Genomic DNA, 22,444 nt, shown 5'->3' with positions numbered 1-22,444 from the left:
AAGAATCTAAGAATCTAAGAATCTAAGAATCTAAGAATCTAAAATCCACAATCTAAAATTTAAAATATAAATATGGGTGCTTTTGTAATTAGTAAAAGATTCAATGATGAATATAAATTCGTTTTTACTTCTAGAAAAGGCAAAGTGATATTTACAAGTTTGAGTTATGAGTTGAAGTTTGAGGGAGAGGAAGATATTGAAAAGTTTAAGGCGAATATTGATCAGGCTAAATTTTTAAAATTTAAAGGCTCTGGTGGGAAGTATTTCTTTAAGTTGATGTTGGGTGAGGTTCATTTCGCAACAAGTCGAAAATACACCACAGAATTGCTTTTGCAGAAAGGAATTAAAGAAATTGTTACTTATGCTTCAAGATCGGAGATTTTAGACTTCTCGTCAGGTGAATCTATTTTTGAAGATGAGTTGGTTGAGGAGGAAGAAGTGGAAGAATAGATGAATGGAATCTCAATATTTTAAAATTGCTTCGCCCGTTCGCTATCGCTTGGGTCCAGATTCCAATCTGTAGTTGTTTGTTTTGATTTAACTAAGTTTAAAAATGAAAAAAAATCCCGAATTCCAATAAGGCTTAATGTCTTTCGGAATTTGGGATTTTTTTTATGCTTGGAATTTGGAATTTTAAAATATTGGAATTTCAAAAAAAAAATTGGCATAAAAAAAACCATCACGATGGATGGTTTTAAAATCTTTAGAATTTAAGTTCTAATTATTTTTTTACTTCTTTAGCAGCTTCTTCTACTTTAGCAGCAGCAGAATCAACTTTAGTAGCAGCAGAGTCAACAGTTGCAGCAGCAGAATCAACTACAGTAGCAGCAGAATCAACAGCAACAGCAGTAGAATCTACAGCTTCAGTAGCTGCAGCGTCAGCTTTTTTACAAGATACAACAGTTAAAACAGCAACAACAGCTAAACTTAAAAATACTTTTTTCATCTTACTTTATTATAAAAGGTTAATTATTAATTCGTGGCAAAGATATAAATTTTTTAATATGTAAAATATTTTTTTATTTTTTTTTTAAAATATTTTCATTGCTCACGATTATCTTATTTATCAAATAATATGCCAAAACTACAAAAATGCTTTGTATTATCGTATTTTTTGTATAAATTATTTTTCATTGAATATTCTACAAGAGAATTGGCTTTTTTTATTCTCTTACTTGCAGTTTGTTTTGTTTTTTAGTAATTATTATGTAAACGCTGAATGTTAAAATAAGACGTTTTTAGCGCTTTTTATTTTGATTATGATAAGGAAATTCAGATTTGGATTTTTGAAACGGCTATGAAACGATTTTCATGATGCTATTTGTGGCTCCCTTATGGTCTTGAATGTATGACTTGCAAATTTGACTTTTCCCTTTAAAAAAACTTTCATCAGTAAGTAAACGATCAAGGCTTTGTTTTAGTTCATCTGTATTTGATATTACAATGCATCCTCCAATAGTAACTAATTGAACAGCCTCAGCAAAATTGGAATAATTAGGGCCAATTACAATTGGTAATCCAAACGTTGCAGGTTCAAGAATATTATGAATTCCGGGATTTCCAAAACCGCCGCCAACATAAGCAATGGTTCCGTAACTATAAATTTTTGTCAATAAACCAACGGTGTCAATAATAAAGACTTGATAATTTGATAAATCAAGACCTTGTTTCTCTGAGAATAATATGGTGGGTTTTTTGATTTGCGACTTAAGGCTTGATATCTGATCAGCTTTAATATTGTGAGGCGCAATTATAAATTTTACAGTCGAAGGAGCTTCATTAATATATTCGATTAATAAAGCTTCATCTTTTGGCCACGAACTTCCAATTACTATAGTAGGAGTATTGTTTTTGAAGTTTTCAATGAAATCAAGTGTATTGTCTCTTTCTAAAATGGCATTTACACGATCAAAACGAGTATCGCCGGAAACAATTACATTATGGAATCCGATTGCTTCAATTTTTTCTTTAGAGTCTTCGTTTTGAACAAAAAAGTAAGTGAAGGTCTTTAAAGCATTTCTGTAGAAACCACCATACCATTTAAAGAACATTTGACTGTCTCTAAAGATTCCCGAAATTAAATAAGTAGGAGTTTTGCTTTTTTCTAACTCTTTTAGATAATTCAGCCAGAATTCATATTTAATGAAAAACACCAATTCAGGATGCGCTAATTTTAAGAATTTTTTTGCGTTGCTTTTAGTGTCTAAAGGCAGGTAAATCGTCACATCGGCAACTGTGTTGTTTTTGCGGACTTCGAAGCCTGAAGGCGAGAAAAAAGTAACGATAATTTTATGAGAAGAATATTTTTCTTTAATTTTTTCGATTACCGGTAAACCTTGTTCATACTCGCCAAGAGAGGCTGAATGAAACCAAATAGTCTTATCTGTAGGTTTTATTTTATCTTCCAGAATACTAAAAACATTTTTCCGACCATTTACAAAAAGCTTAATTTTCGGACTAAAAAGCGCTACAATTTTCAGAAAAAACCCAGCAATAGAAACAACTAAATTGTATAGAAAAAGCATCTGTTTATTTTTGTGGCTAAATTACATTTCTTTCCATTATTTTCATTGGTTTGAAGGTATTAAATAACTATTTTTGTTCCTCCTTTTAGAGATTATGTTTAAAATACAGGTCTTTAATTTTAAAAATATATTGAAAATGAAAAAAATTCAAATGGTTGACTTAAAGAGTCAATACGAAAAAATAAAAATGACTGTTGATGCTTCGATTCAAGAAGTTTTAGACACAAATACTTATATAAACGGACCTTTGGTACACCAATTTCAAAAAAATCTTGAAGATTATTTGGGAGCAAAACACGTAATTCCGTGTGCAAATGGTACAGATGCTTTGCAGATTGCTATGATGGGATTAGACCTAAAACCAGGTGATGAGGTAATTACTGCCGATTTTACTTTTGCAGCGACTGTTGAGGTTATTGCTTTATTGCAATTAACACCGGTTTTGGTAGATGTTGATGTGACAAATATGAACATCGATATCGATGCAATTAAAAAAGCAATTACACCAAAAACTAAAGCAATTGTTCCGGTACATTTATTTGGACGCGCTGCCAATATGGACGCGATTATGGAAATCGCTGCCGAGCATAATTTGTATGTAATCGAAGATAATGCACAAGCAATTGGAGCTGATTATATTTCTAAATCAGGTACAAAAAGCAAAGTAGGAGTAATTGGTCACGTTGCAGCAACTTCATTTTTCCCGTCTAAAAACTTAGGCTGTTATGGAGATGGAGGAGCAATTTTTACAAACGATGATAAATTAGCGCACATTATCCGCGGAATTGTAAACCACGGAATGTATGAGCGTTATCACCATGACGTAGTGGGAGTAAATTCACGTTTAGATAGTATTCAGGCAGCAGTTTTAAATGCAAAATTGCCTTTACTGGATGAGTATAATACAGCACGTCGTTTAGCGGCTACAAAATACAATGCTGCTTTTGCAGGAAATGCACACATTATTACACCTGAATTTGATGCAAACGAAAATGATCACGTTTTTCATCAATATGTATTGAGAATTGTTGATGCCGATCGAAATGCTTTATTACAGCATTTGCAGGATAAGCAAATTCCGTGTGCAATTTATTACCCAATTCCGTTGCACTCTCAAAAAGCGTATGTTGATACTCGTTACAAAGAAGAGCAATTTCCTGTAACAAATCAGTTAGTAAAAGAAGTAATTGCTTTGCCAATGCATACAGAATTGGACGATGAGCAAATCAAATTTATTACAGATTCTGTTTTAGAATTTTTAAATAAATAATATAAAAGTTAAACCAAATAACAACAGCACAAAACAACCACAAAATGAAAGTATTAGTAACAGGAGGATTAGGATTTATTGGTTCTCACACCGTAGTCGAATTGCAAAATGAAGGCTTTGAAGTAGTGATAATTGATAATCTTTCGAATTCTACAGAAGATGTTTTAAAAGGAATTACAGCCATTACAGGAAAAACGCCTTTATTTGAAAAGTTAGATTTAAGAGAAAAAGCGTCAGTTCGGGATTTCTTTAAAAAACACAACGATGTTACCGGAGTAATTCATTTTGCTGCTTCAAAAGCAGTTGGAGAAAGTGTTGAGCAGCCTTTGTTGTATTATGAAAACAATATTGCTTCATTAGTTTATTTGTTGCAGGAATTACAGCAAAAGCCTGAAGCAAGTTTTATTTTTAGTTCTTCTTGTACGGTTTACGGTCAAGCCGAAAAAATGCCAATTACAGAAGATGCTCCTGTACAAGCAGCAATGTCTCCTTACGGAAACACGAAGCAAATAGGGGAAGAAATTATCACGGATACAGCTAAGGTTACTAATATCAGTGCAATCTTGTTACGTTATTTTAACCCGGTTGGAGCGCATTCAAGTAATGAAATTGGAGAGTTACCTTTAGGAGTTCCTCAGAATTTAGTGCCTTTTATTACGCAAACCGGAGTAGGATTACGTAAAGAATTATCTGTTTTTGGAGATGATTATCCAACTCCGGACGGAACTGCTGTTCGTGATTATATTCACGTTGTAGATTTAGCAAAAGCACACGTTATTGCATTACAGCGTTTATTCAATAAAAAGAATTTACAAAAAGTAGAAACCTTTAATTTAGGAACCGGAACAGGAAGTTCAGTTCTTGAAGTAATTAATAGTTTCGAAAAAGTAAGCGATAAAAAATTGCCGTATAAAATTATGCCACGTCGTGAAGGTGATATCACCGAGGCGTATGCAAATACAGATAAAGCAAATAATGTTTTAGGCTGGAAAGCTCAATTAAACTTAGACGAAGCAATGGCAAGTGCCTGGAAATGGGAGCAAAAAGTTCGTTCTTAATAAGTTTTCAGTCGCGGTCACAGTTTTCGTAGAGACGCACAGCAGTGTGTCTTATGTTCGGTATTAAAAATCCCAAATAATTTATATTATTTGGGATTTTCATTTTGAGTCAATTTATTTTGTAATTTTGTAAGATTAAAATGTAGGAATTATGGAGCCGAAAAAAGAAAATGAGAAGAATAATAAGGTTGAAGAGCCAAGAGTAGAATATGAAGTTCAGAAACCTCAATTTAAAGGAATAGATCGCGATACTTTTGATTTTGATGCTGAGTTTGAAAAAGGATTAACACCGGAGGAATTTAAAGCTGAAATGTCTAAAAGAATAAAAGCTTATCCTTGGAAAAAGTAATTTTTGAAAATGTCGTTCTGGAATATTTCGATGATTTGGTTTTTACTCTTTTTAAAGAAGAATATTTTGGTTTTGCTGAATCTGCACAAAATTATATAGATAAAATAGTGGATTTTGTCATTTCAAGTATTTCTAAATTTCCACATAAAAAAACACCCAAAAGACTTCGGTATTTAGGTTCTAACTATATTTTTTATAAAGCTAATGCTAGAACAACTTGGTACATTTTTTTTGAAAGAAAAAATCATAATTATTTAATAACTGGAATTATAAATAATTACAGTGAAGAAGTAAAAGAACTATAAAAAACAAAATCCTCATAAACATTTCGTTATGAGGATTTTTTATAGATATAGTTTTTAAACTGAAAACTAAAAACTGCGACTAAAATTTAAGCATTCGCAGTAACCGCTTCTTTGTCGATTTTATTAATCAAACCAGCTAACACTTTTCCTGGGCCAACTTCAGTAAACAAAGTAGCGCCGTCAGCGATCATTTGTTGTACAGATTGTGTCCATTTTACAGGAGCAGTCAATTGAATGATTAAGTTCTTTTTGATTTCGTTTGCATCAGAAACAGCACTTGCTGTTACGTTTTGATATACTGGGCAAATAGGAGTAGAGAAAGTTGTTGCTTCAATCGCAGCAGCCAATTCTTCTCTTGCAGGTTCCATCATTGGAGAGTGAAATGCTCCTCCAACAGGTAAAATTAAAGCACGTTTTGCTCCGGCAGCTTTCATCGCTTCACAGGCTTTTTCAACAGCAGAAGTTTCTCCTGAAATTACCAGTTGTCCTGGGCAGTTGTAGTTTGCAGCAACAACAATTCCGTCGATAGAAGCACAAACATCCTCAACAATATTGTCCGCTAAACCTAAAACCGCAGCCATTGTAGACGGAGTGATCTCGCAAGCTTTTTGCATTGCAAGAGCACGTTGAGAAACTAATTTTAAACCATCTTCAAAAGATAAAGTTCCGTTGGCAACCAAAGCAGAGAATTCGCCTAAAGAATGTCCTGCAACCATTTCTGGTTTAAAATCTTCACCTAAAGTTTTGGCTAAAATAACTGAGTGTAAAAATACTGCAGGTTGTGTAACTTTAGTTTCTTTTAGTTCTTCGGCAGTACCTTCGAACATAATATCAGTGATTCTAAAACCTAAAATTTCGTTAGCTTTTTCGAATAATTCTTTGGCTAAAGCCGATGATTCATATAAGTCTTTGCCCATTCCTGTAAACTGTGCGCCCTGACCCGGAAATACGTATGCTTTCATTTGTCTAATTTAAGATTGAATTTTTTTAAATTGAAAATTAGTTTCAATAGAAAGGCAAAAATAACATTTTTTTATTTTGTATAATCCTTAAACATGTAAATCCATGCTAATCTTGAAAATCGGAGATTAAAAGAAGTGAGTAAAGTAATGACAACAGCAATAATTGGAATGATTCTTAAATCGAAATTTGTTTCAAAGAAAAACTGTGCGATACAATACGTTGCAATTCCCTGAGCGACTGTTAATCCGTAGTTTACGTACATAGCGCCAAAGAAATATCCAGGTTCTTTTTGGAATTTGTAATTACAATGACTGCAATATTCGTTCATTTTTGGTAAGCCAAAATTCAGAAAAATATTCTTGTCTTTAAAAACTTTTCCTTTATGACAAATAGGACATTCGTTGCTTAGAATATGAGTTAATGCACTTGACATGATCTTGTTGATTTTTATTTGTACAAAGGTATTTTAGAATCTTTTAAATCCTTTTTTATATCTTCGCTACTTATAGCACAATAAAGACATTTTTAGTTAAATTGCCAAAATTTAAATTCCAAATTAAAGAATGGTGATTTCATATTCCTTTAAAAAATAAATATTATCTGCGTATGAAAAAGTATCCTGTTTATAGTGTTCAGAATTTTAGCTGCAATGATATTCACCGTGATTTTTATATCAATACTTTTAAAGAGCATCTAAAAAGCCACAGTTTTGTCGAAGAACCACATCGACACGATTCTTATTTAATGGTATTTTTCACGAAAGGTTCGGGATTACATGAAGTTGATTTCGATCAATTCGGAATAAAAAGGGGAAGTTTGTTTGTTTTGCAGCCAGGACAAATGCATCATTGGAATTTGTCTGAAGATGTTGAAGGCTTTGTAATTATTTTTTCGCAGGAACTTTATAATTTGTACTTCGGACAGAAAAAAATCAATGATTACAATTTTTATCATTCCATTCACAATCGGCCGGAAATGGTTTTTGAGGAAAGTGAAATACCAAAAATATTACCTTATTTTGATTTATTGATTCAGGAGAATAATCAAAATAATAAGCTGCAATTAGACAAAATGTTGAATTTATTAGATTGCATTCACATAGAAATTTCCAGAAAATATAGCGAAACCTATTCGCATCAAACGCATTCGTATAATGTTAAAATCAGTGCTTTTGAAGTGCTTTTAGAAGAATATTTTAAAACTCAAAAACTGCCGTCGTTTTATGCGGAGAAATTAAATATCACATTAAAACATTTAAATAGAATCTGCAATGAAATTTTACAAAAGACCGCAACAGAAGTAATTATGGATCGCATAATTCTCGAAATTAAACGAATGTTAATCGATAAACAATTGTCTATAAACGAAGTTGCATTTGCTGTTGGCTACGAAGACTATTCTTATTTCTCCAGATTCTTCAAAAAACAAACCGGATTTTCTCCAACAGAATTTCGAAATACTTTGCGATGAGTTTTTTCGCCACGAATTTCACGAATTTTCACGAATTAGTTTTTATAGATTATGCTGAGAAAAAATTCGTGCACATTCGTGAAATTCGTGGCAAACTTTTTTAAAAAAAGAAAACCCTGCACTTTTAAAAAAGTACAGGGTTCTCAACCAGCCAAATTAAATTGAAAATACTATGATTAAGCTTGTTTTGCGAATTGCAATTCAATGTTTAAACGAACTTCTTCTCCAACTAAAACACCACCAGTTTCAAGAGCTGAGTTCCAGTTTAAGCCCCAATCTTTACGATTAATTTTTCCTTCAATGTTTAAACCTACTTTTGTATTTCCCCAAGGATCAGTCATTGTTCCACTAAATTCTACAGGAAATTTTACTGTTTTCGAAACACCTTTAATGTTTAAATCGCCAGTTAATTCATATTCTCCGTCATTTATTTTTTTGAATGATGAACCTTTGAAAGTTAATTTTGGGTGATTTTCAGCATCAAAGAAATCTCCGCTTCTTAAATGTCCATCTCTGTCTGTATTTGCAGTATCAACAGAAGCAATATCACCAGAAAAACTGATATCAGCATTTTCGAAGTTGTCTCCATCTGTAGTGATTGTAGCATCGTAAGTTCCAAATTTTCCTGAAACATTTGTAAACATCATGTGTTTAACTTTAAAACCAATTTCTGAATGTGTTGGGTCAATTGACCATTTTGTAGTTGCCATAGTTTTTATTTTTTAAATATTAATTTCATTTTGATAGGGCAAAGTTACGGTGAGAGTAATCGTAGCACACTTAACCTAGATTAAGAAATAAAAAATGTGGTTTGAAAGTATTTTGAAAATGTTTTTGTTGCCACGAATTCCACGAATGTGCGCGAATTTTTTCTCAGCACAATCTATAAAAATTAATTCGTGAAAATTCGTGGAATTCGTGGCAACTTGACATCGATTGGAAAATTATTTTAATCTGTAGCAAAAAAAACTATTTTGTGTTATTCATATAAAAACTCAATGCGCCTGATGGACATTTACGAACTGTTTCTATGATTTTTTCAGTTGTTGAGGCTTCTGCTGTAATCCATGGTTTTTCTTTTGGATGAAAAACATCAGGATTATTTTTTACACAATTAGCAGAGTGAATGCATTTTCCGGATTGCCATACAATTGTGACTTCTCCATTTGTGTATTCTTTGGTTAGATTATCAGGATTCATGGTTGAAAGTTTTAAGGATTAGTTTTTATCTTAAAGTCAGACCAATTTTCTCTTATAAAATTAATCTTTCTTTTTGAGTTTTGTAAAAAATAGGAAAAAAAAATAAACGATAACAATCTGAAATTCAGATTAATTATCGTTTATCGAGAAAAAGTATTAGTTGTGTTTTTCGAATTAATAATTCATGGGAATTTCCATTAAAAGAAACTCAGCATCGGTATTTGCTTTTATGTTTAAAGTTTTAAAATCAGAGATTCCTATTGCGTCACGGGTATTCAATTCCTGACCGTTTATAGCTACATTTCCTTTTAAAACGAAAGCGTAAACTCCGTTTCCTTCTTTTTTTAGTTTGTATGTTGTAGCAATTCCGGCATCAAAATTTCCCATGTGAAACCAAGCGTCCTGATGAATCCAAACACCTTCGTCGTCTGCATTTGGAGATAAAATCTGAGACAATTTATTATGCCTGTCTGCAACATCCAAAGTAATTTGTTGGTAGCGTGGCGTTACATTTCTTTTGTTTGGAAACAACCAGATTTGTAATAATTTAGTCTGCTGATCTGTATTTGGATTAAACTCACTATGCTGAACTCCGGTTCCGGCACTCATTACCTGAATATCACCATTTTTGATGATTTCAGTATTTCCCATACTGTCTTTATGTGCTAAATCGCCTTCTAGCGGAATCGTAATGATTTCCATATTGTCGTGAGGATGCGTTCCAAAACCCATTCCGCCAGCAATCGTATCGTCATTTAAAACGCGAAGTGCACCAAACTGAATTCTGTCAGGGTTGTACCAGCTAGCAAAGCTAAAACTGTGATAAGCATTAAGCCATCCGTGATTTGCATTTCCTCTTGTTTCTGCTTTGTGCAATACTATATTTTCCATAATGATATGTGTTTTGTTATTTTGATAGTACAAATTTACGATGGACATAGAGGAAAAGCACTTAATGTAGATTAAGTTCTTTAGGGTTCTAATTTTTAGGCGCAAAGGCTCAAAGGTTCAAAGGTTTTTTTCAATCGTTCCGAAGGAACAAAAGATATTGTAGGGATGGATTTCAATCCGTCCATCGCAAGAAGCTCGACAAAGATTGGCGATTTTGCATGCGGAGTTTCTCGCGAAGATTCCTCGTTCCTCGGAATTGACAATATTGTGTATAAATCTAAAAATCTAAGAAGTCTAATATCTAAGAAAGGCTAAGAAGTCTAATTAACTATATTGACTAATAAACTGCTGCACAACCGCATCAGTATTCTCATGGCGTTTTTTCTTTTCTAAAGCAATTGGCGGCGCAGCTCTTTCCAGGCAATCTTTTACATCGCAGGTTTCGCAAGTAACCCCAACAATTCTTTTCACTAAAGGTTTTCCTTCAATGAATTTGAATTTCTTTTTCATTGTTGGATTAATCAAAATTCCAACAGAAATACTGCGAATGTTGTCTTTTATAAAAGGATCTTTTGTGGCCGATGAAAAAACCAAATATTCATTTCCGCTATGAACATAACTTGAAATTTGAGCATCAAAAAAGTGAGGTTTGTTTTGTTTGATTGCTTCATCAATGGTTTTTACCGAAACCCATCTTCTGCAATAATGCTCGTTAGTTTCGTTGGCGTGCGGTTCTTGCTGATTGGTAATGTGTAATTCTTTTTTAATCTGATAAAAATCAGAACCAATTTTATGGGACATTCTTAAAAAGAATAAATTCTTCAGATGAAAATCTTTTGGTAATAAATTGGTTAATCTCTGATAGAATGATTCAGGAGAAACTTCGAAACTTTCTATTAAAGCAACAAATTCTTCGGGATTTGGTTTTTCGTTAGTAAGGAAATCATTGATTTTGTCAACAACTAACTGCCTTGGTAATAATAAGGCTCCCGCAAAATAAGAAGCGTAAAAATTATGCAAAACCTGATCGAAGTTTTCAAACTTAATCCAGCTGAAAGTCAGTAAACGATCAGATAGGTTTAAGTAATTATAAGCAATTTCTTTGGCTAGAATAAAAGCTCTTTGCGGATTGTCAATTTCTGTTGAAAGTAATAACGTTTTACTTTTTGGAACATAAATGGAGCGTAAATCTTCTAAAGCTTCCTGATCTGTAAAAGCTATTTCTTTTATCTTATAGTCAAATTCTTCTTTAAGAATGGCTTCTAGTTCTTCAATACTGATTTTGGAATCTAAATTAATCTGGAAGGATTTTGAAAACGCGATTACTTTCTCTTCTAAATCTTCAAAATAATTACTGTGTGCTTCCTGATAAGATCGTAAAGCAGCAAGAAAGAAACTTTCTCTGCTTAAATTATAATGTTGAGCAATTTCAATAATCGTACTAATAAAGGCATTGACTTTTGCCGGAGCATTCGCAATAATATCAATTAAATCGGCTTCCTGAATGCCAAAAAGTTCTAATGGAATCTCTTTTAAAATTCCCGATTTTAAGATTTCTCCAATCGGAGCGAGGTTATTATCAAGCTTTAAAGACACCATTTGGTCGTAAGTCACGTCCAGATGTTCGCATAAAAGCAAAATTTTGTCCGTTTTTGGATATTTTTTTCCCTTTTCAATTTCGTTTAAGTACGATTTTGAAAGATTTGTCAATTTGGCTAAGCCAAAAAGTGAAAGATTTTTTTGAGTTCGAACTTGCTTCAGTTTTAGTCCAAATATCAGCTTTATATAGTCTTTTTCGATATCCATAAATCAAATATAGACATTTAAAAAATAATCGCAAAAAAATTATTTTTAATATTTAGCGAACGTTCGCTTGTTTTGTAAAAAACTTTTTTCTAATATTGTGGTGTAGAAAATATTAACCGTCAGATTGTTATGATAATAATTGTCTTTAAATGACAAAAAATGAGAAAACAATTGATGACTAATTAAAATCAGCAGCTATGAAAAACCAATTAGAGATTACCGAGACGGCAATGGAATTTTTAGCCGAAAAGAGCCTTTCTTATCCAAAGATCTGGACTGAAGAAGCGATTGTTTTTATAACCGATTTACATCGAAAATTCGAATCGCAACGAAAAATATTGTTGTTGCAGCGCGATCAAAAACAAGTCACTTTTGATCAGGGAGTAATGCCAGCTTTTCCGGCAGAAACCAAAGCCATCAGAGAAAGCAATTGGACAGCTGGAGAAATTCCGAAAGATTTGTTGGATAGAAGAGTAGAAATTACCGGACCGGTTGATCGCAAAATGATAATCAATGCATTGAATTCGGGAGCGAAAACTTTTATGGCTGATTTTGAAGATAGTACTTCACCAACCTGGCAAAATTTAATGGACGGTCAACTGAATTTGATCGACGCTGTAAATAAAACAATTTCGTATACAGATTTGGCTAAACACAAATCGTATCAATTAAATGAAAAGATTGCAACGCTAATTGTTCGCCCAAGAGGATTGCATCTGCCGGAAAAACATCTTTTAGTTGATGGAAATGAAGTTTCTGGTTCTTTGGTAGATTTTGGATTGTATGTTTTTCATAATCATAAAAGATTATTGGAAAATAATTCAGGACCGTATTTCTATATTCCAAAATTAGAACATTATCTGGAAGCGCGCTGGTGGAATACTGTAATTGATTTTACTGAAGATTATTTAAAATTAGAACGCGGCATGATCAAAGTGACGGTTTTGATTGAGACGATAACAGCAAGTTTTCAATTGGATGAAATCATTTATGAGTTGAAAGAACATATTGTAGGATTGAACTGTGGACGTTGGGATTACATTTTCTCTTATATCAAAAAGTTTAGAAAAAATCCAAAATTCATTGTTCCGGATCGTGATCAGGTAAATATGACTTCGCCTTTTATGAATGCGTATTCGAATTTAGTGATTCAAAGATGTCATAAAAGAGGAATTCATGCAATTGGCGGAATGGCGGCTCAAATTCCGATTAAGAATAATGAGGAAGCGAATGCTGTTGCTTTTGCAAAAGTAAAAACAGATAAAGAACGCGAAGTTCGAAACGGTCATGACGGAACCTGGGTAGCGCATCCGGATTTGGTTTCTTTGGCAAAATCGGTTTTTGATGCCGGAATGCCAACTCCAAATCAAATTCACATTAAAAGAGAACATCGCAAAATAACGGAAGACGATTTGATTGAACCACCAATTGGAATTATAACCGAAAACGGTGTTCGCAAAAATATCAATGTTGGAGTCTTGTATTTGGCTTCATGGCTAAACGGACAAGGTGCAGCGGCGTTGCATAATTTGATGGAAGATGCTGCAACAGCTGAAATTTCAAGATCACAATTGTGGCAGTGGCTGCAAAACAAAGTGGTTTTAGATAATGATCGAAAATTAGATTTGGCTTATTATCACGAATTGGCCTTGGATGAATTCAAAAAAATCAAAGACGAGTTGGGAGAAGAAATTCACGAACAACGACAATTTCCTCTTGCTGAAAAAGTCTTAGACAGATTGGTTGTAAATCCCGATTTTGTTGATTTTTTAACCATTCCTTGTTACAAATATTTATAAAGAAATCTTGAGTTTTTTAAACACATAGAAACATAGGTTTAAAGTGTAAACAAAAAAAGTTTTATAAAAAAAACTAGTTTTTCACACATAGCTATGTTTGTTTGAATAAATGAAATGCCTTTAACCACAAAGAAAGCTATGTTTCTACGTGTTGAAATTAAACTCAAAGAAAAATATTAGAGTCTCAGTAGAAAACTGCGACTGCAAATTTTATTACTTACTAACCAACTTAACTATATTATTTATGAAAACAACAGAAAACAGAATTCAGGAATTGATTAACGATTGGATCACGAACCCAAGATGGAAAGGTGTTGAACGCCCTTATACTGCGACAGAAGTAGTTACGCTTCAGGGTTCATATCAAATTGAGCACTCTATTGCTAAAATGGGAGCGCAAAAATTATGGAAAAAGTTAAAAAGTCAGGATTATGTTGCTGGTTTGGGCGCTTTAACAGGAAATCAGGCGATTCAGGAAGTCGACGCTGGTCTTGAAGCGATTTATTTAAGTGGATGGCAAGTTGCTGCTGATGCAAATTTGGCTGGAGAAATGTATCCTGACCAATCGCTTTATCCGGTAAATAGTGTGCCAATGGTAGTTAAAAAAATTAATAGTGCCTTATTACGTGCTGATCAAATTCAGGTGGTAAATCAGGTTGAAGATAAAAAAGATTATTTGGTTCCGATTGTGGCTGATGCCGAAGCTGGTTTTGGTGGAAATCTAAATGCATTCGAACTTATGAAATCAATGATTGAAGCAGGAGCTTCTGGAGTTCACTTTGAAGATCAATTGAGTTCTGCTAAAAAATGCGGGCACTTAGGTGGTAAAGTTTTGGTACCTACTCAAGAAGCGATTAATAAACTGATTGCAGCGCGTCTGGCTTCAGATGTTATGGGAGTTTCAACGCTTATCGTGGCAAGAACAGATGCTGATGCAGCTAATTTATTAACCAGTGATGCTGATCCAAGAGATCATAAATTTATCACAGGCGAAAAAACAAATGAAGGTTTCTTCTATGTAAATAGCGGAATCGATCAGGGAATTGCAAGAGGTTTAAGCTACGCGCCGTATGCTGATTTGATTTGGATGGAAACTAGTAATCCAGATTTGGTTTATGCTAAAAAATTCGCTGACGCCATGAAAAAAGAATTCCCGGATAAGATGTTGGCTTACAATTGTTCGCCTTCATTTAATTGGGCTGCAAAACTATCTGTTGCAGAAATGGAAACTTTTAGAGAAGATTTGGCAGCGATGGGTTATAAATTCCAGTTTATTACTTTGGCAGGTTTCCATGCTTTGAATACTAGTATGTTCGAATTGTCTAAAGCATACAAAGAACGCGGAATGGCAGGATATTCTGAATTGCAGGAAAGAGAATTCGCTTTACAGAAAAACGGATTCAGAGCAGTAAAACATCAGGCTTTTGTGGGAACTTCTTATTTTGATGCGGTTCAAAATACCGTAACAATTGGAAGATCTTCAACAACCGCAATGAAACATTCAACGGAGGTTGAGCAATTTTAATTCAATAAAAAAAACACGGCTGCTTAGCCGTGTTTTTGTTTTTTGCCACAGATTTCACAGATTAGAATGATTTAAAAAAAATGTTGCCACGAATTTCATGAATTCACGCGAATTTTAATTAGTGAAAATTTGTGAAATCTGTGGCAAAAAACTATTTTTTTAAAAGTCGTGCTTTCATTTTGCTGAAAAATTCCGGTGTAACACCAATGAAAGATGCAATTTGTTTTTGAGGAACTTTATGAGCTAATGTTCCGTATTTGGTAGTGAATTTCTCAAAACGTTCTTCGGCGGTTAGACTTAAATTATCCATCAATCGTTGTTGATTGGCAACCAATGAGTTTTCGATTAAAATCCTGAAAAAACGTTCTAATTTTGGAATATCAAGATACAATTGTTCCTGATTTTCTTTAGAAAGTGAAACCACTTCGGAATCTTCTAAAACTTCAATAAAAAGTTGTCCCGGTTTTTGCGAAAAAAAGCTGTACATATCGCTCATCCACCAACCTGCACAGGCAAATGAAAGAACATGTTCGACAATATTATCATTGATATTGAAACTTCTTAAAATTCCCGAATTCACAAAATAAGAATGTTTACAAACTTCGCCGGCACTTAGTAAAATAGTTTTGGATTTGTAAGTATGTGTTTCTAGTTTAGATAAAAAATGCGCTTGCTCCTCAGGAGTCAGCGAAACGTGTTTGGCAATATTTTCAAGAATCAATTCCATTATTTTTCTTTAAGCAAAGTGAATGATGTGGCTTTAAAACGACCGTTTTCTACTTTTCCGGTAACAGAAGCTTTGCGAATTGTATTGCAAAAACCATCTTTGGCATGTGCATCTCCGTGTTCGTCGATTGTTGTTCCGTCAACGAAATAAGCTTTTCCGTCAATGCGAACAGCTAAATCGCAACTTTTACCTTTCATTCCGAATTGGCATTCGCCACAAGCGGTTTCTGCAATTTGAGGTTTTTCGGTTGTTTTTTTATCTTGTGCTTGGGTTGCGATTCCAACAAATAGGAATAATAGAAATATTGCTTTTTTCATTTTTAAGAATTTACAGTTATTAATTTAGAAGTTGCTTTAGTGCGTTCCACAATTTCTTCGATTGGAGTTGCCAGCGAATCGTGACTTAAGACAACGCCCATTCGTCGATACGGTCTTGAAGTTGGTTTTCCAAAAATTCTGAAATCAGTTTTTGGTAAAGCGGCTACTTTTTCGATTCCGGTAAATGTTGGATTTGTAGAATCTTCCGAAGCTAAAATTACGGCACTTGCTCCGGCTTTTTCTAATGTAATTTCGAAAATTGGAAGGCTTAAAATCGCACGTAAATGCAATTCGAATTCGTTGAAGTTTTGCGTTCCTGCCAAAGTTACCATTCCGGTATCGTGTGGGCGAGGAGAGAGTTCAGAGAAATAAACACCATCATTGGTTAGGAAAAATTCAACACCAAAAAGTCCTGCGCCACCCAATGCTTCTGTGATTTTTTCGGACATATCCTGAGCTTCATACAAATCGACTTCAGAAATTTTTGCGGGTTGCCAGCTTTCCTGGTAATCGCCGCGTTCTTGTCTGTGTCCAATTGGAGCACAAAACAAAGTTGGATTATTATTTTGAGTAATCGTTAAAAGTGTAATTTCCGAATGAAAATCAACAAATGCTTCTACAATAACTTCGATAACATCGCCACGAGATCCTGCAACAGCGTATTGCCATGCTTTCTCGATATCACTTTCGGTTTTTATAGTTGATTGTCCTTTTCCTGAAGAAGACATTAAAGGTTTTACTACACAAGGAATTCCAACTTCCTGAACGGCTTTTTGCAGTTCTTCGGCAGAAGTTGCGTATTGATATTTGGCTGTTTTTAGTCCAAGTTCTTTTGAAGCTAAATCACGAATGGCTTTACGATTCATGGTAAAGTTTGCTGCTTTCGCAGAAGGAACAACAGTAATGCCTTGTTTTTCGTAATCATAAAAACGTTCAGTACGAATGGCTTCTATTTCAGGGACTATAAAGTCTGGTTTGTGTTTGGCTACAATTCGGTCAAGAGCTTCGCCGTCGAGCATATTGATTACTTCAAAACCGTGTGCAACTTGCATTGCCGGAGCATTTTCGTAACTGTCAACTGCGATTATGGTTTGTCCGATTCGTTGCGCGGCAATGACAAATTCTTTGCCTAATTCGCCTGAACCGAGGAGTAGTATTTTCATTTTGTTTGATTTAAAGATTGGGTATTTTGGCTTGATTTTACAATTATTAAACTGCTTATAAAAGTTAAAATCATTAATACAAATGATAAAAATAAAATCATTAATAGCGAAAATAAAATTTGATAAGGAATTTGTGATTTCAATACAACAGATATTCCATTAGAAAATAATCCAATTATATAAAGTGTGAAAAGAGCAATTATAAATTTTGAGCTTACTCCAAAAGAAAATTGAGAGCAAGCTTGGAAATAACTTATTTGATTTAATGAAAAATTGATTTTTTTTGCGGTATTCCAAAATAGAAAAACTACAAATAATGGAAATATGATTCCCCAGAATACTGGATTCCAAAAGATGCCGAAATCACATATTTGGATGCAAAGATCAATAAAGTAGCTTTTTGAAAAGATTAAAAATGGAAAAATGGAGCACACCAAAATTCCAGCAATAATTGAATGTTTTTGGATGCTATTTTTGGTTTCCATTTAAATTTAGTTTTGAGAGTAAAGATAAATAAAATGGAATTTATTCTCACGCAGATTTTGCAGATTCGGCAGATTTTAATTTAATTGGAAATTTAATTTTTAAGTAAAGTAACCATACAGTTTGTCATTTCGACGAAGGAGAAATCCTCGCGAGGAGCTTGACAAAGATTGGCTTATTGGAATGGAGTTACTTACGAGGATTTCTCCTTCGTCGAAATGACAAGATTGTGGAAATAATTGTGGTTAGTAAACACAAATTTTCTCGTTTTATACTGTGTGTGAGGGATAGAAGTGGAAAGCCCACAGCCTGACGAAGGAAGTGCGAGGACTTGTAGCGGATAGCCGACCCGCCTTTTCGGCGGGACACGCCCAAAATAAAAAAACCGACACTTAAAAAGTATCGGTTTGTATTTTAATGAAAATGATCTTCTTCGATTTCGAATTCGGCATCTTTTTCCCAGATTTCCATTTCGCAAGGTTTACAGTTGAATTTTAGTTTGTATTCCAACTCGCCTTGTTTTAATACCAATGGTTCTTTTACTTTAACACCCATTATGTCTTTTTGGTGTATTGGGCATTTTTTTAATTCGTATTTAATGCAATATTTAGTAGTCATTACACGAGATTTTCCTGGATCCCATTGCAATTCGAATGCTTTTTCGATTTCTGTAACGCCATGACGTTCGTAGAATTTACGAGCCGTTTTGTTCGAAACATTGTACATGAAATCAAGTTTAGTCTCAGGATACGGATGTGACGTTTTTACTATTTGATGTTCTTCACGTTTGTAATTTGCCAAACGAATTTCGGTTAACTGATCGTAAACGGTTCTTCTCATTTCGTTGATTTTAGAAATAGGAAGGAACCAGTTTTGCGAAAACATTACATTAATTTCATTGGCTGTATAAGGCGTAAAACCTGTTTTTGCCAATTGCGTTTTGATGTTTTCCTCGATTGATTCGCCGGTTTTAGTTTGTTCTTTAGAATGTTCTAAAGTAACAGTACTTACATTTCCATCTTCATCGGTTGCGATTAATTCGAAACCAGTTTCATTTTCTGTAAGTAATAAAGTTGTGCTGATTTTTCGAACGGCACTGTCTTCTCTTTCTACAATTTTAATAAAAGCAGCATCATTATTTCTATAAATGAAAGTTCCGTCTTTTACTTCTTTTAAAACGTTTGGATAAATTTTACCGTTTTCGGCTTTGTTTACGTAGATTCCGTCGGCTTCGTTATTTTCGTTGATGAAACAAAGTCCGTCGCCGTTGTTTAGTAATTCGCCGTTTTCAATTTCGTAAGCGTTTCCAACAGTTCGGATTAGTTTACCAATATATTGTCCTTTTGATTTTGGGCTTTCCCAAGATCCAATACTATGATTTCTATCGTTTACAAAATAGTCGGTATAACCGCGGTTGAAAGTTCTGTTTAAAGAAGAATCGAAAGTATAGGTACAAGTTCCAGATGAAGCTTTGGTGTATTTGTCGCTTCCTGAACCTTCTAAGAAGCTGTCTAATTTTTGACGTAAAAACGATACATTATTTTTTACATAAACAACATCTTTTAATCTTCCTTCGATTTTAAAAGAAACGATTCCGGCTTCAATTAAATTCGGAATCTGATCTGAAATATCTAAATCTTTAATCGAAAGTAAGTGACTGTTTTTGATTAAAGTTTCTCCGTTTCCGTCGATTAAGTTATAAGGTAAACGACAGTTTTGGGCGCAAGACCCACGATTGGCGCTGCGTTCACCGTTTGCTACACTCATATAGCAGTTTCCACTGAAAGAAACACATAATGCTCCGGTTACGAAAAACTCTAATTCTACATCAGCCTCGTCGTATATTGTTTTAATTTGATGCAAATTCAATTCGCGGGCCAAAACCACACGTTTGATTCCGGCATCTTTTAGGAATTTAATTTTATCGGCATCACGATTATTGGCTTGTGTGCTGGCGTGAAGTACGATAGGAGGGAGCTCCATTTCCATAATCGCCATATCCTGAATAATCAGGGCATCAACACCAATTTCGTATAACTCCCAGATCATTTGGCGACACGTTTCTAGTTCGTTGTCGTACAAAATGGTATTCATTACTACAAAAACCTGAGCATTAAATAAATGCGCATATTGTACCAAAGCGGCAACATCTTCGATAGAATTGTTGGCATTTGAACGTGCTCCAAATTGTGGAGCTCCAATATAAACTGCATCGGCGCCACTATTTATGGCTGCCATTCCCCCAATTAAATCTTTAGCAGGAGCTAATATTTCAATCTTCTTCTTCATTTTTAGTACTTTAGGCTTTTGTGGTATTCACGGAAAAAAGTTTGCAAAGTTCTTATAAATATTTCGAGTTTGCTAATGCTGAAGTGACTTTTTTTGAAATAGTTAACTAATATGGAATGATGATAAATGGGGTTTGATTTTATTTGATTGGTTCGTAGATAAGTTGTACAACTCCCGATTTGAAAATATTTGTTTTAAGCAGCTTTAGTTCAATGCGGTTTTTTAAATCTTCAAACAATGGTTTACCGCCTCCTAAAACTGTTGGGTGAACTGATATTCTGTACACATCTATAAGATTTAATTGAATAAATGTTTTAATAAGACTTGCTCCACCGTACAACCAAATATCTTTTCCTGATTGGTTTTTAAGTTCATTTACCATTTGTGAAATATCAGAATTTATAAAAATAGCATTATCGTCTTTTTTGTTTTGACTCGAAAAAACATATTTCTTTTTTGAATGTACTCCTTCCCATAATGCTTTTTCGCCTGAATTTGCATTTTCATCCGGTTGAAAATTACCCCACGATTCATAACTTACACGACCATAAAAAATAGTGTCAATGTCAGATAAAAACCCATCAAAATCCATATCATCGTCCATAATGCACCAATCGATTTCTCCATTTGGACCTTCAATAAAACCGTCCAGGGTTACCGCTAAATCTAAAATTACTTTTTTCATTTGATACTTTTATTTTATAGAATTTGATATAAAAATATATTATTTCAGTTTTTAATAAAACAAAAAACTACTTAGTTTATTAACCAAGTAGTTTTTCTGTTCTTGAAATATTATAAATATTTAGATTTTTTATGTCAAAATATATATTTCGTTTTTAATCTAACGGAAAATTATATCCTACAGCAAATACCCCAGACGATTGTTTAGCTGCGGGGTGAAAGTAGCCTGATATGCCAATTTCAAAATTATTTCTTCGACCAATAGCTAATCCAATACTGAAAGGAATATGTAGTAACACGTCGCTTTTGTTAAAATTAATATTTGGTGTAAATGTTTCGAATTTACCTATCGAAGTACCAATGCCTCCTTCAATAAAAGGTGCAACCCAAGGAATTGGTGCGCATAGACGAACTTTTGCTCCAAGTAAAAAAGCATTGGTTGTTACTTTGTATTGAGGTTGATTTTGTAGCGTCTGATTTTTTTCAACAGATGTAAAGATGCCTCCCACATATGGACGTACGCTAAACCATGATTTTAATCCAATGATATATTCTGCTTGAAAATATGGACCACCGCCCATAACATCAACTTCTTCTTGACTGCCGTAATTTTCAATGTAGTAAGAGCCGCTTGAAGCAAAACCTATGGAACCTTTAATGGAATTACCTTCTGCTTGGGCTTTTGCCTGATTGCTAAAGAATAATGTAAAAATTAAAATTAAGAACGAATTGCGTAATGCTAGATTCATGAAACATTTTTTGGTTGAGAATTTATATTTTTTTGGTCGGGGCGAAAGTAGAGATTTATTTTTAAATTCCTACAAAATAAAAAAAAACTACTTGGTTATTAAACCAAGTAGTTTCCGCTCCCAAAAAAATAGTGCCAATTATTATGACAATCTTTTTCCTTTAATTTTATCCAATGTATTTTGAATACTGTTTAATTGTTTCGAAATGATTGCAATTTGACTGCCTTCAAGTTCGTTTTTTTCAAGTGCCATTTTGTATTTTTCTACGGCAGCTTCTTCTCCCGTAACACAAGCATTAATGATTGCTTCGGTATCTCCGCCAGTAAATGACGATTTAATATCAATCCATGTTCGGTGTAAAGCTCCTAAAGCACCTCCGCCAGAAGTGTCTGTTGATTTTCCCAGTTTATTGATTTGGTCTTGCAATTCGACTATGAATAGTGCACGTTCTCTTGCGTAATCTAAGAATTCTGCTTTAATAGACAGGTCGTTTACATGCTCAGCAGCATTTGTGTATCCTAGTTTTCCATCTTCCAAAATAGAAATTAATCCTTCTAATGTATGAACTGTTTCTGTTGTGGTTTCTTCTGTATGTATCATGATGTTAATATTTAAATTAATGTATAATACAAAGTTGGGAATTTACTGTGGGTAATGTTTTACAGAATTATAATGTTGATTTATAATATTGTAGAATGGGAATTTTGAAAGTAAGAATTTGTTTCTCTTGCAGATTTGGCAGATTAAGCAGATTTAATTTGATGTTCTTTGAAAGTGAAAATGTTCTTATTACCGTTTTGCGTGAGGGATAGCAGCGAATAGCCCACAGCCTGACGAAGGAAGTGCGAGGACTTGTAGCGAATAGCCCGAC

Annotated in this window: 24 protein-coding genes; 8 read left to right on the top strand and 16 right to left on the bottom strand. The window is 33.8% G+C overall.

Annotation, left to right across the window (positions count from 1 at the left end; translation table 11 throughout):
- Positions 1-72 precede the first annotated feature (72 nt).
- Positions 73-450 carry a DUF1508 domain-containing protein gene (locus tag LPB88_RS14190; protein WP_230716353.1) on the top strand — a complete coding sequence of 126 codons (378 nt, stop codon included), beginning with the start codon at positions 73-75 and terminating at the stop codon, positions 448-450.
- A gap of 271 nt (positions 451-721) precedes the next feature.
- On the opposite strand, the gene LPB88_RS14185 is transcribed toward LPB88_RS14190, so the two are convergent.
- Together LPB88_RS14185 and LPB88_RS14180 are read right to left on the bottom strand one after the other, a co-directional pair.
- The gene (locus LPB88_RS14185; RefSeq protein WP_089354185.1) at positions 722-946 is read right to left on the bottom strand and encodes a hypothetical protein; all 225 of its coding nucleotides are present in this window, start codon (positions 944-946) and stop codon (positions 722-724) included.
- Positions 947-1,295: 349 nt separating this feature from the next.
- Positions 1,296-2,525, bottom strand: a complete 1,230-nt coding sequence (locus tag LPB88_RS14180) for a 3-deoxy-D-manno-octulosonic acid transferase (RefSeq protein WP_230716352.1) — start codon at positions 2,523-2,525, stop codon at positions 1,296-1,298.
- Between the two features lie 136 nt (positions 2,526-2,661).
- Between LPB88_RS14180 and LPB88_RS14175 the strand changes: the two genes are divergently transcribed.
- The 4 genes from LPB88_RS14175 (at position 2,662) to LPB88_RS14160 (ending at position 5,507) form a co-directional block, all read left to right on the top strand.
- Positions 2,662-3,795 carry a DegT/DnrJ/EryC1/StrS aminotransferase family protein gene (locus tag LPB88_RS14175; protein WP_230716351.1) on the top strand — a complete coding sequence of 378 codons (1,134 nt, stop codon included), beginning with the start codon at positions 2,662-2,664 and terminating at the stop codon, positions 3,793-3,795.
- A gap of 44 nt (positions 3,796-3,839) precedes the next feature.
- Positions 3,840-4,853 carry a UDP-glucose 4-epimerase GalE gene (galE, locus tag LPB88_RS14170; RefSeq protein WP_230716350.1) on the top strand — a complete coding sequence of 338 codons (1,014 nt, stop codon included), beginning with the start codon at positions 3,840-3,842 and terminating at the stop codon, positions 4,851-4,853.
- A 151-nt stretch (positions 4,854-5,004) separates the two neighbouring features.
- Complete coding sequence (locus LPB88_RS14165; protein WP_089354188.1) at positions 5,005-5,202, top strand: hypothetical protein; 198 nt, start codon at positions 5,005-5,007, stop codon at positions 5,200-5,202.
- Positions 5,190-5,507 (top strand): hypothetical protein, encoded by a 318-nt coding sequence (locus tag LPB88_RS14160; protein WP_230716349.1) that lies wholly within the window; start codon positions 5,190-5,192, stop codon positions 5,505-5,507. Before LPB88_RS14165 ends, LPB88_RS14160 begins: the two co-directional genes overlap by 13 nt.
- 86 nt (positions 5,508-5,593) lie before the next feature.
- Here LPB88_RS14160 and fabD read toward each other — a convergent pair whose 3' ends face one another.
- Both fabD and LPB88_RS14150 read right to left on the bottom strand, forming a co-directional pair.
- Entirely contained in the window at positions 5,594-6,469 is an 876-nt protein-coding gene (fabD, locus tag LPB88_RS14155; protein ID WP_230716348.1) for an ACP S-malonyltransferase, read from the bottom strand.
- 71 nt (positions 6,470-6,540) lie between these two features.
- Positions 6,541-6,903, bottom strand: a complete 363-nt coding sequence (locus LPB88_RS14150; protein ID WP_089354191.1) for a DUF983 domain-containing protein — start codon at positions 6,901-6,903, stop codon at positions 6,541-6,543.
- A gap of 173 nt (positions 6,904-7,076) precedes the next feature.
- On the opposite strand from LPB88_RS14150, the gene LPB88_RS14145 reads away from it, so the two are divergent.
- The gene (locus tag LPB88_RS14145; RefSeq protein ID WP_230716347.1) at positions 7,077-7,940 is read left to right on the top strand and encodes a helix-turn-helix domain-containing protein; all 864 of its coding nucleotides are present in this window, start codon (positions 7,077-7,079) and stop codon (positions 7,938-7,940) included.
- Between the two features lie 176 nt (positions 7,941-8,116).
- On the opposite strand, the gene LPB88_RS14140 is transcribed toward LPB88_RS14145, so the two are convergent.
- The 4 genes from LPB88_RS14140 to LPB88_RS14125 all read right to left on the bottom strand — a co-directional run bounded on the left by LPB88_RS14140 (position 8,117) and on the right by LPB88_RS14125 (position 11,837).
- Positions 8,117-8,650, bottom strand: coding sequence for a YceI family protein (locus LPB88_RS14140; protein ID WP_230716346.1), 534 nt, complete (start codon positions 8,648-8,650; stop codon positions 8,117-8,119).
- Positions 8,651-8,909: 259 nt separating this feature from the next.
- Positions 8,910-9,140, bottom strand: a complete 231-nt coding sequence (locus tag LPB88_RS14135) for a (4Fe-4S)-binding protein (RefSeq protein WP_230716345.1) — start codon at positions 9,138-9,140, stop codon at positions 8,910-8,912.
- A 174-nt stretch (positions 9,141-9,314) separates the two neighbouring features.
- Positions 9,315-10,031: a pirin family protein gene (locus tag LPB88_RS14130; RefSeq protein WP_230716344.1), complete on the bottom strand. Its 717-nt coding sequence runs from the start codon at positions 10,029-10,031 to the stop codon at positions 9,315-9,317.
- Positions 10,032-10,355: 324 nt separating this feature from the next.
- Positions 10,356-11,837, bottom strand: coding sequence for a helix-turn-helix domain-containing protein (locus LPB88_RS14125; RefSeq protein WP_230716343.1), 1,482 nt, complete (start codon positions 11,835-11,837; stop codon positions 10,356-10,358).
- Positions 11,838-12,034: 197 nt separating this feature from the next.
- On the opposite strand from LPB88_RS14125, the gene aceB reads away from it, so the two are divergent.
- Together aceB and aceA are read left to right on the top strand one after the other, a co-directional pair.
- Complete coding sequence (gene aceB / locus LPB88_RS14120; protein WP_230716342.1) at positions 12,035-13,636, top strand: malate synthase A; 1,602 nt, start codon at positions 12,035-12,037, stop codon at positions 13,634-13,636.
- Positions 13,637-13,880: 244 nt separating this feature from the next.
- The gene (gene aceA, locus LPB88_RS14115; protein WP_230716341.1) at positions 13,881-15,161 is read left to right on the top strand and encodes an isocitrate lyase; all 1,281 of its coding nucleotides are present in this window, start codon (positions 13,881-13,883) and stop codon (positions 15,159-15,161) included.
- A 151-nt stretch (positions 15,162-15,312) separates the two neighbouring features.
- Here aceA and LPB88_RS14110 read toward each other — a convergent pair whose 3' ends face one another.
- The 8 genes from LPB88_RS14110 to LPB88_RS14075 form a co-directional block, all read right to left on the bottom strand.
- Entirely contained in the window at positions 15,313-15,888 is a 576-nt protein-coding gene (locus LPB88_RS14110) for a Crp/Fnr family transcriptional regulator (protein WP_230716340.1), read from the bottom strand.
- On the bottom strand, positions 15,888-16,205 hold the full coding sequence (locus LPB88_RS14105; protein WP_230716339.1) for a DUF6370 family protein: 318 nt from the start codon (positions 16,203-16,205) through the stop codon (positions 15,888-15,890). The genes LPB88_RS14110 and LPB88_RS14105 overlap by 1 nt, the downstream gene beginning before the upstream one ends.
- Before the next feature lie 2 nt (positions 16,206-16,207).
- The gene (gene purT / locus LPB88_RS14100) at positions 16,208-17,368 is read right to left on the bottom strand and encodes a formate-dependent phosphoribosylglycinamide formyltransferase (protein ID WP_230716338.1); all 1,161 of its coding nucleotides are present in this window, start codon (positions 17,366-17,368) and stop codon (positions 16,208-16,210) included.
- The gene (locus tag LPB88_RS14095) at positions 17,365-17,853 is read right to left on the bottom strand and encodes a hypothetical protein (protein ID WP_230716337.1); all 489 of its coding nucleotides are present in this window, start codon (positions 17,851-17,853) and stop codon (positions 17,365-17,367) included. The genes purT and LPB88_RS14095 overlap by 4 nt, the downstream gene beginning before the upstream one ends.
- A 412-nt stretch (positions 17,854-18,265) precedes the next feature.
- Entirely contained in the window at positions 18,266-20,140 is a 1,875-nt protein-coding gene (locus tag LPB88_RS14090) for a U32 family peptidase (protein WP_230716336.1), read from the bottom strand.
- A 139-nt stretch (positions 20,141-20,279) separates the two neighbouring features.
- Positions 20,280-20,825, bottom strand: coding sequence for a dihydrofolate reductase family protein (locus LPB88_RS14085; RefSeq protein ID WP_230716335.1), 546 nt, complete (start codon positions 20,823-20,825; stop codon positions 20,280-20,282).
- 154 nt (positions 20,826-20,979) lie between these two features.
- Positions 20,980-21,573, bottom strand: a complete 594-nt coding sequence (locus tag LPB88_RS14080) for a hypothetical protein (RefSeq protein ID WP_230716334.1) — start codon at positions 21,571-21,573, stop codon at positions 20,980-20,982.
- A gap of 141 nt (positions 21,574-21,714) precedes the next feature.
- Complete coding sequence (locus LPB88_RS14075; protein ID WP_230716333.1) at positions 21,715-22,173, bottom strand: PA2169 family four-helix-bundle protein; 459 nt, start codon at positions 22,171-22,173, stop codon at positions 21,715-21,717.
- Positions 22,174-22,444 lie beyond the last annotated feature (271 nt).

Origin of the sequence: Flavobacterium sp. JAS (genome assembly GCF_020991455.1) — a bacterium.
Lineage (GTDB): Bacteria > Bacteroidota > Bacteroidia > Flavobacteriales > Flavobacteriaceae > Flavobacterium.
The sequence above is the reverse complement of the archived record's forward strand: the minus strand, read 5'-3'. Positions and strand labels throughout refer to the sequence as shown.

Excerpts from the sequence above, each read along its gene's own strand:
- LPB88_RS14190 (WP_230716353.1), top strand. The coding sequence starts at position 73 with ATGGGTGCTTTTGTAATTAGTAAAAGATTCAATGATGAATATAAATTC.
- LPB88_RS14185 (WP_089354185.1), bottom strand. The coding sequence starts at position 946 with ATGAAAAAAGTATTTTTAAGTTTAGCTGTTGTTGCTGTTTTAACTGTT.
- LPB88_RS14180 (WP_230716352.1), bottom strand. The coding sequence starts at position 2,525 with ATGCTTTTTCTATACAATTTAGTTGTTTCTATTGCTGGGTTTTTTCTG.
- LPB88_RS14175 (WP_230716351.1), top strand. The coding sequence starts at position 2,662 with ATGAAAAAAATTCAAATGGTTGACTTAAAGAGTCAATACGAAAAAATA.
- galE (WP_230716350.1), top strand. The coding sequence starts at position 3,840 with ATGAAAGTATTAGTAACAGGAGGATTAGGATTTATTGGTTCTCACACC.
- LPB88_RS14165 (WP_089354188.1), top strand. The coding sequence starts at position 5,005 with ATGGAGCCGAAAAAAGAAAATGAGAAGAATAATAAGGTTGAAGAGCCA.
- fabD (WP_230716348.1), bottom strand. The coding sequence starts at position 6,469 with ATGAAAGCATACGTATTTCCGGGTCAGGGCGCACAGTTTACAGGAATG.
- LPB88_RS14150 (WP_089354191.1), bottom strand. The coding sequence starts at position 6,903 with ATGTCAAGTGCATTAACTCATATTCTAAGCAACGAATGTCCTATTTGT.
- LPB88_RS14145 (WP_230716347.1), top strand. The coding sequence starts at position 7,077 with ATGAAAAAGTATCCTGTTTATAGTGTTCAGAATTTTAGCTGCAATGAT.
- LPB88_RS14140 (WP_230716346.1), bottom strand. The coding sequence starts at position 8,650 with ATGGCAACTACAAAATGGTCAATTGACCCAACACATTCAGAAATTGGT.
- LPB88_RS14135 (WP_230716345.1), bottom strand. The coding sequence starts at position 9,140 with ATGAATCCTGATAATCTAACCAAAGAATACACAAATGGAGAAGTCACA.
- LPB88_RS14130 (WP_230716344.1), bottom strand. The coding sequence starts at position 10,031 with ATGGAAAATATAGTATTGCACAAAGCAGAAACAAGAGGAAATGCAAAT.
- LPB88_RS14125 (WP_230716343.1), bottom strand. The coding sequence starts at position 11,837 with ATGGATATCGAAAAAGACTATATAAAGCTGATATTTGGACTAAAACTG.
- aceB (WP_230716342.1), top strand. The coding sequence starts at position 12,035 with ATGAAAAACCAATTAGAGATTACCGAGACGGCAATGGAATTTTTAGCC.
- aceA (WP_230716341.1), top strand. The coding sequence starts at position 13,881 with ATGAAAACAACAGAAAACAGAATTCAGGAATTGATTAACGATTGGATC.
- LPB88_RS14110 (WP_230716340.1), bottom strand. The coding sequence starts at position 15,888 with ATGGAATTGATTCTTGAAAATATTGCCAAACACGTTTCGCTGACTCCT.
- LPB88_RS14105 (WP_230716339.1), bottom strand. The coding sequence starts at position 16,205 with ATGAAAAAAGCAATATTTCTATTATTCCTATTTGTTGGAATCGCAACC.
- purT (WP_230716338.1), bottom strand. The coding sequence starts at position 17,368 with ATGAAAATACTACTCCTCGGTTCAGGCGAATTAGGCAAAGAATTTGTC.
- LPB88_RS14095 (WP_230716337.1), bottom strand. The coding sequence starts at position 17,853 with ATGGAAACCAAAAATAGCATCCAAAAACATTCAATTATTGCTGGAATT.
- LPB88_RS14090 (WP_230716336.1), bottom strand. The coding sequence starts at position 20,140 with ATGAAGAAGAAGATTGAAATATTAGCTCCTGCTAAAGATTTAATTGGG.
- LPB88_RS14085 (WP_230716335.1), bottom strand. The coding sequence starts at position 20,825 with ATGAAAAAAGTAATTTTAGATTTAGCGGTAACCCTGGACGGTTTTATT.
- LPB88_RS14080 (WP_230716334.1), bottom strand. The coding sequence starts at position 21,573 with ATGAATCTAGCATTACGCAATTCGTTCTTAATTTTAATTTTTACATTA.
- LPB88_RS14075 (WP_230716333.1), bottom strand. The coding sequence starts at position 22,173 with ATGATACATACAGAAGAAACCACAACAGAAACAGTTCATACATTAGAA.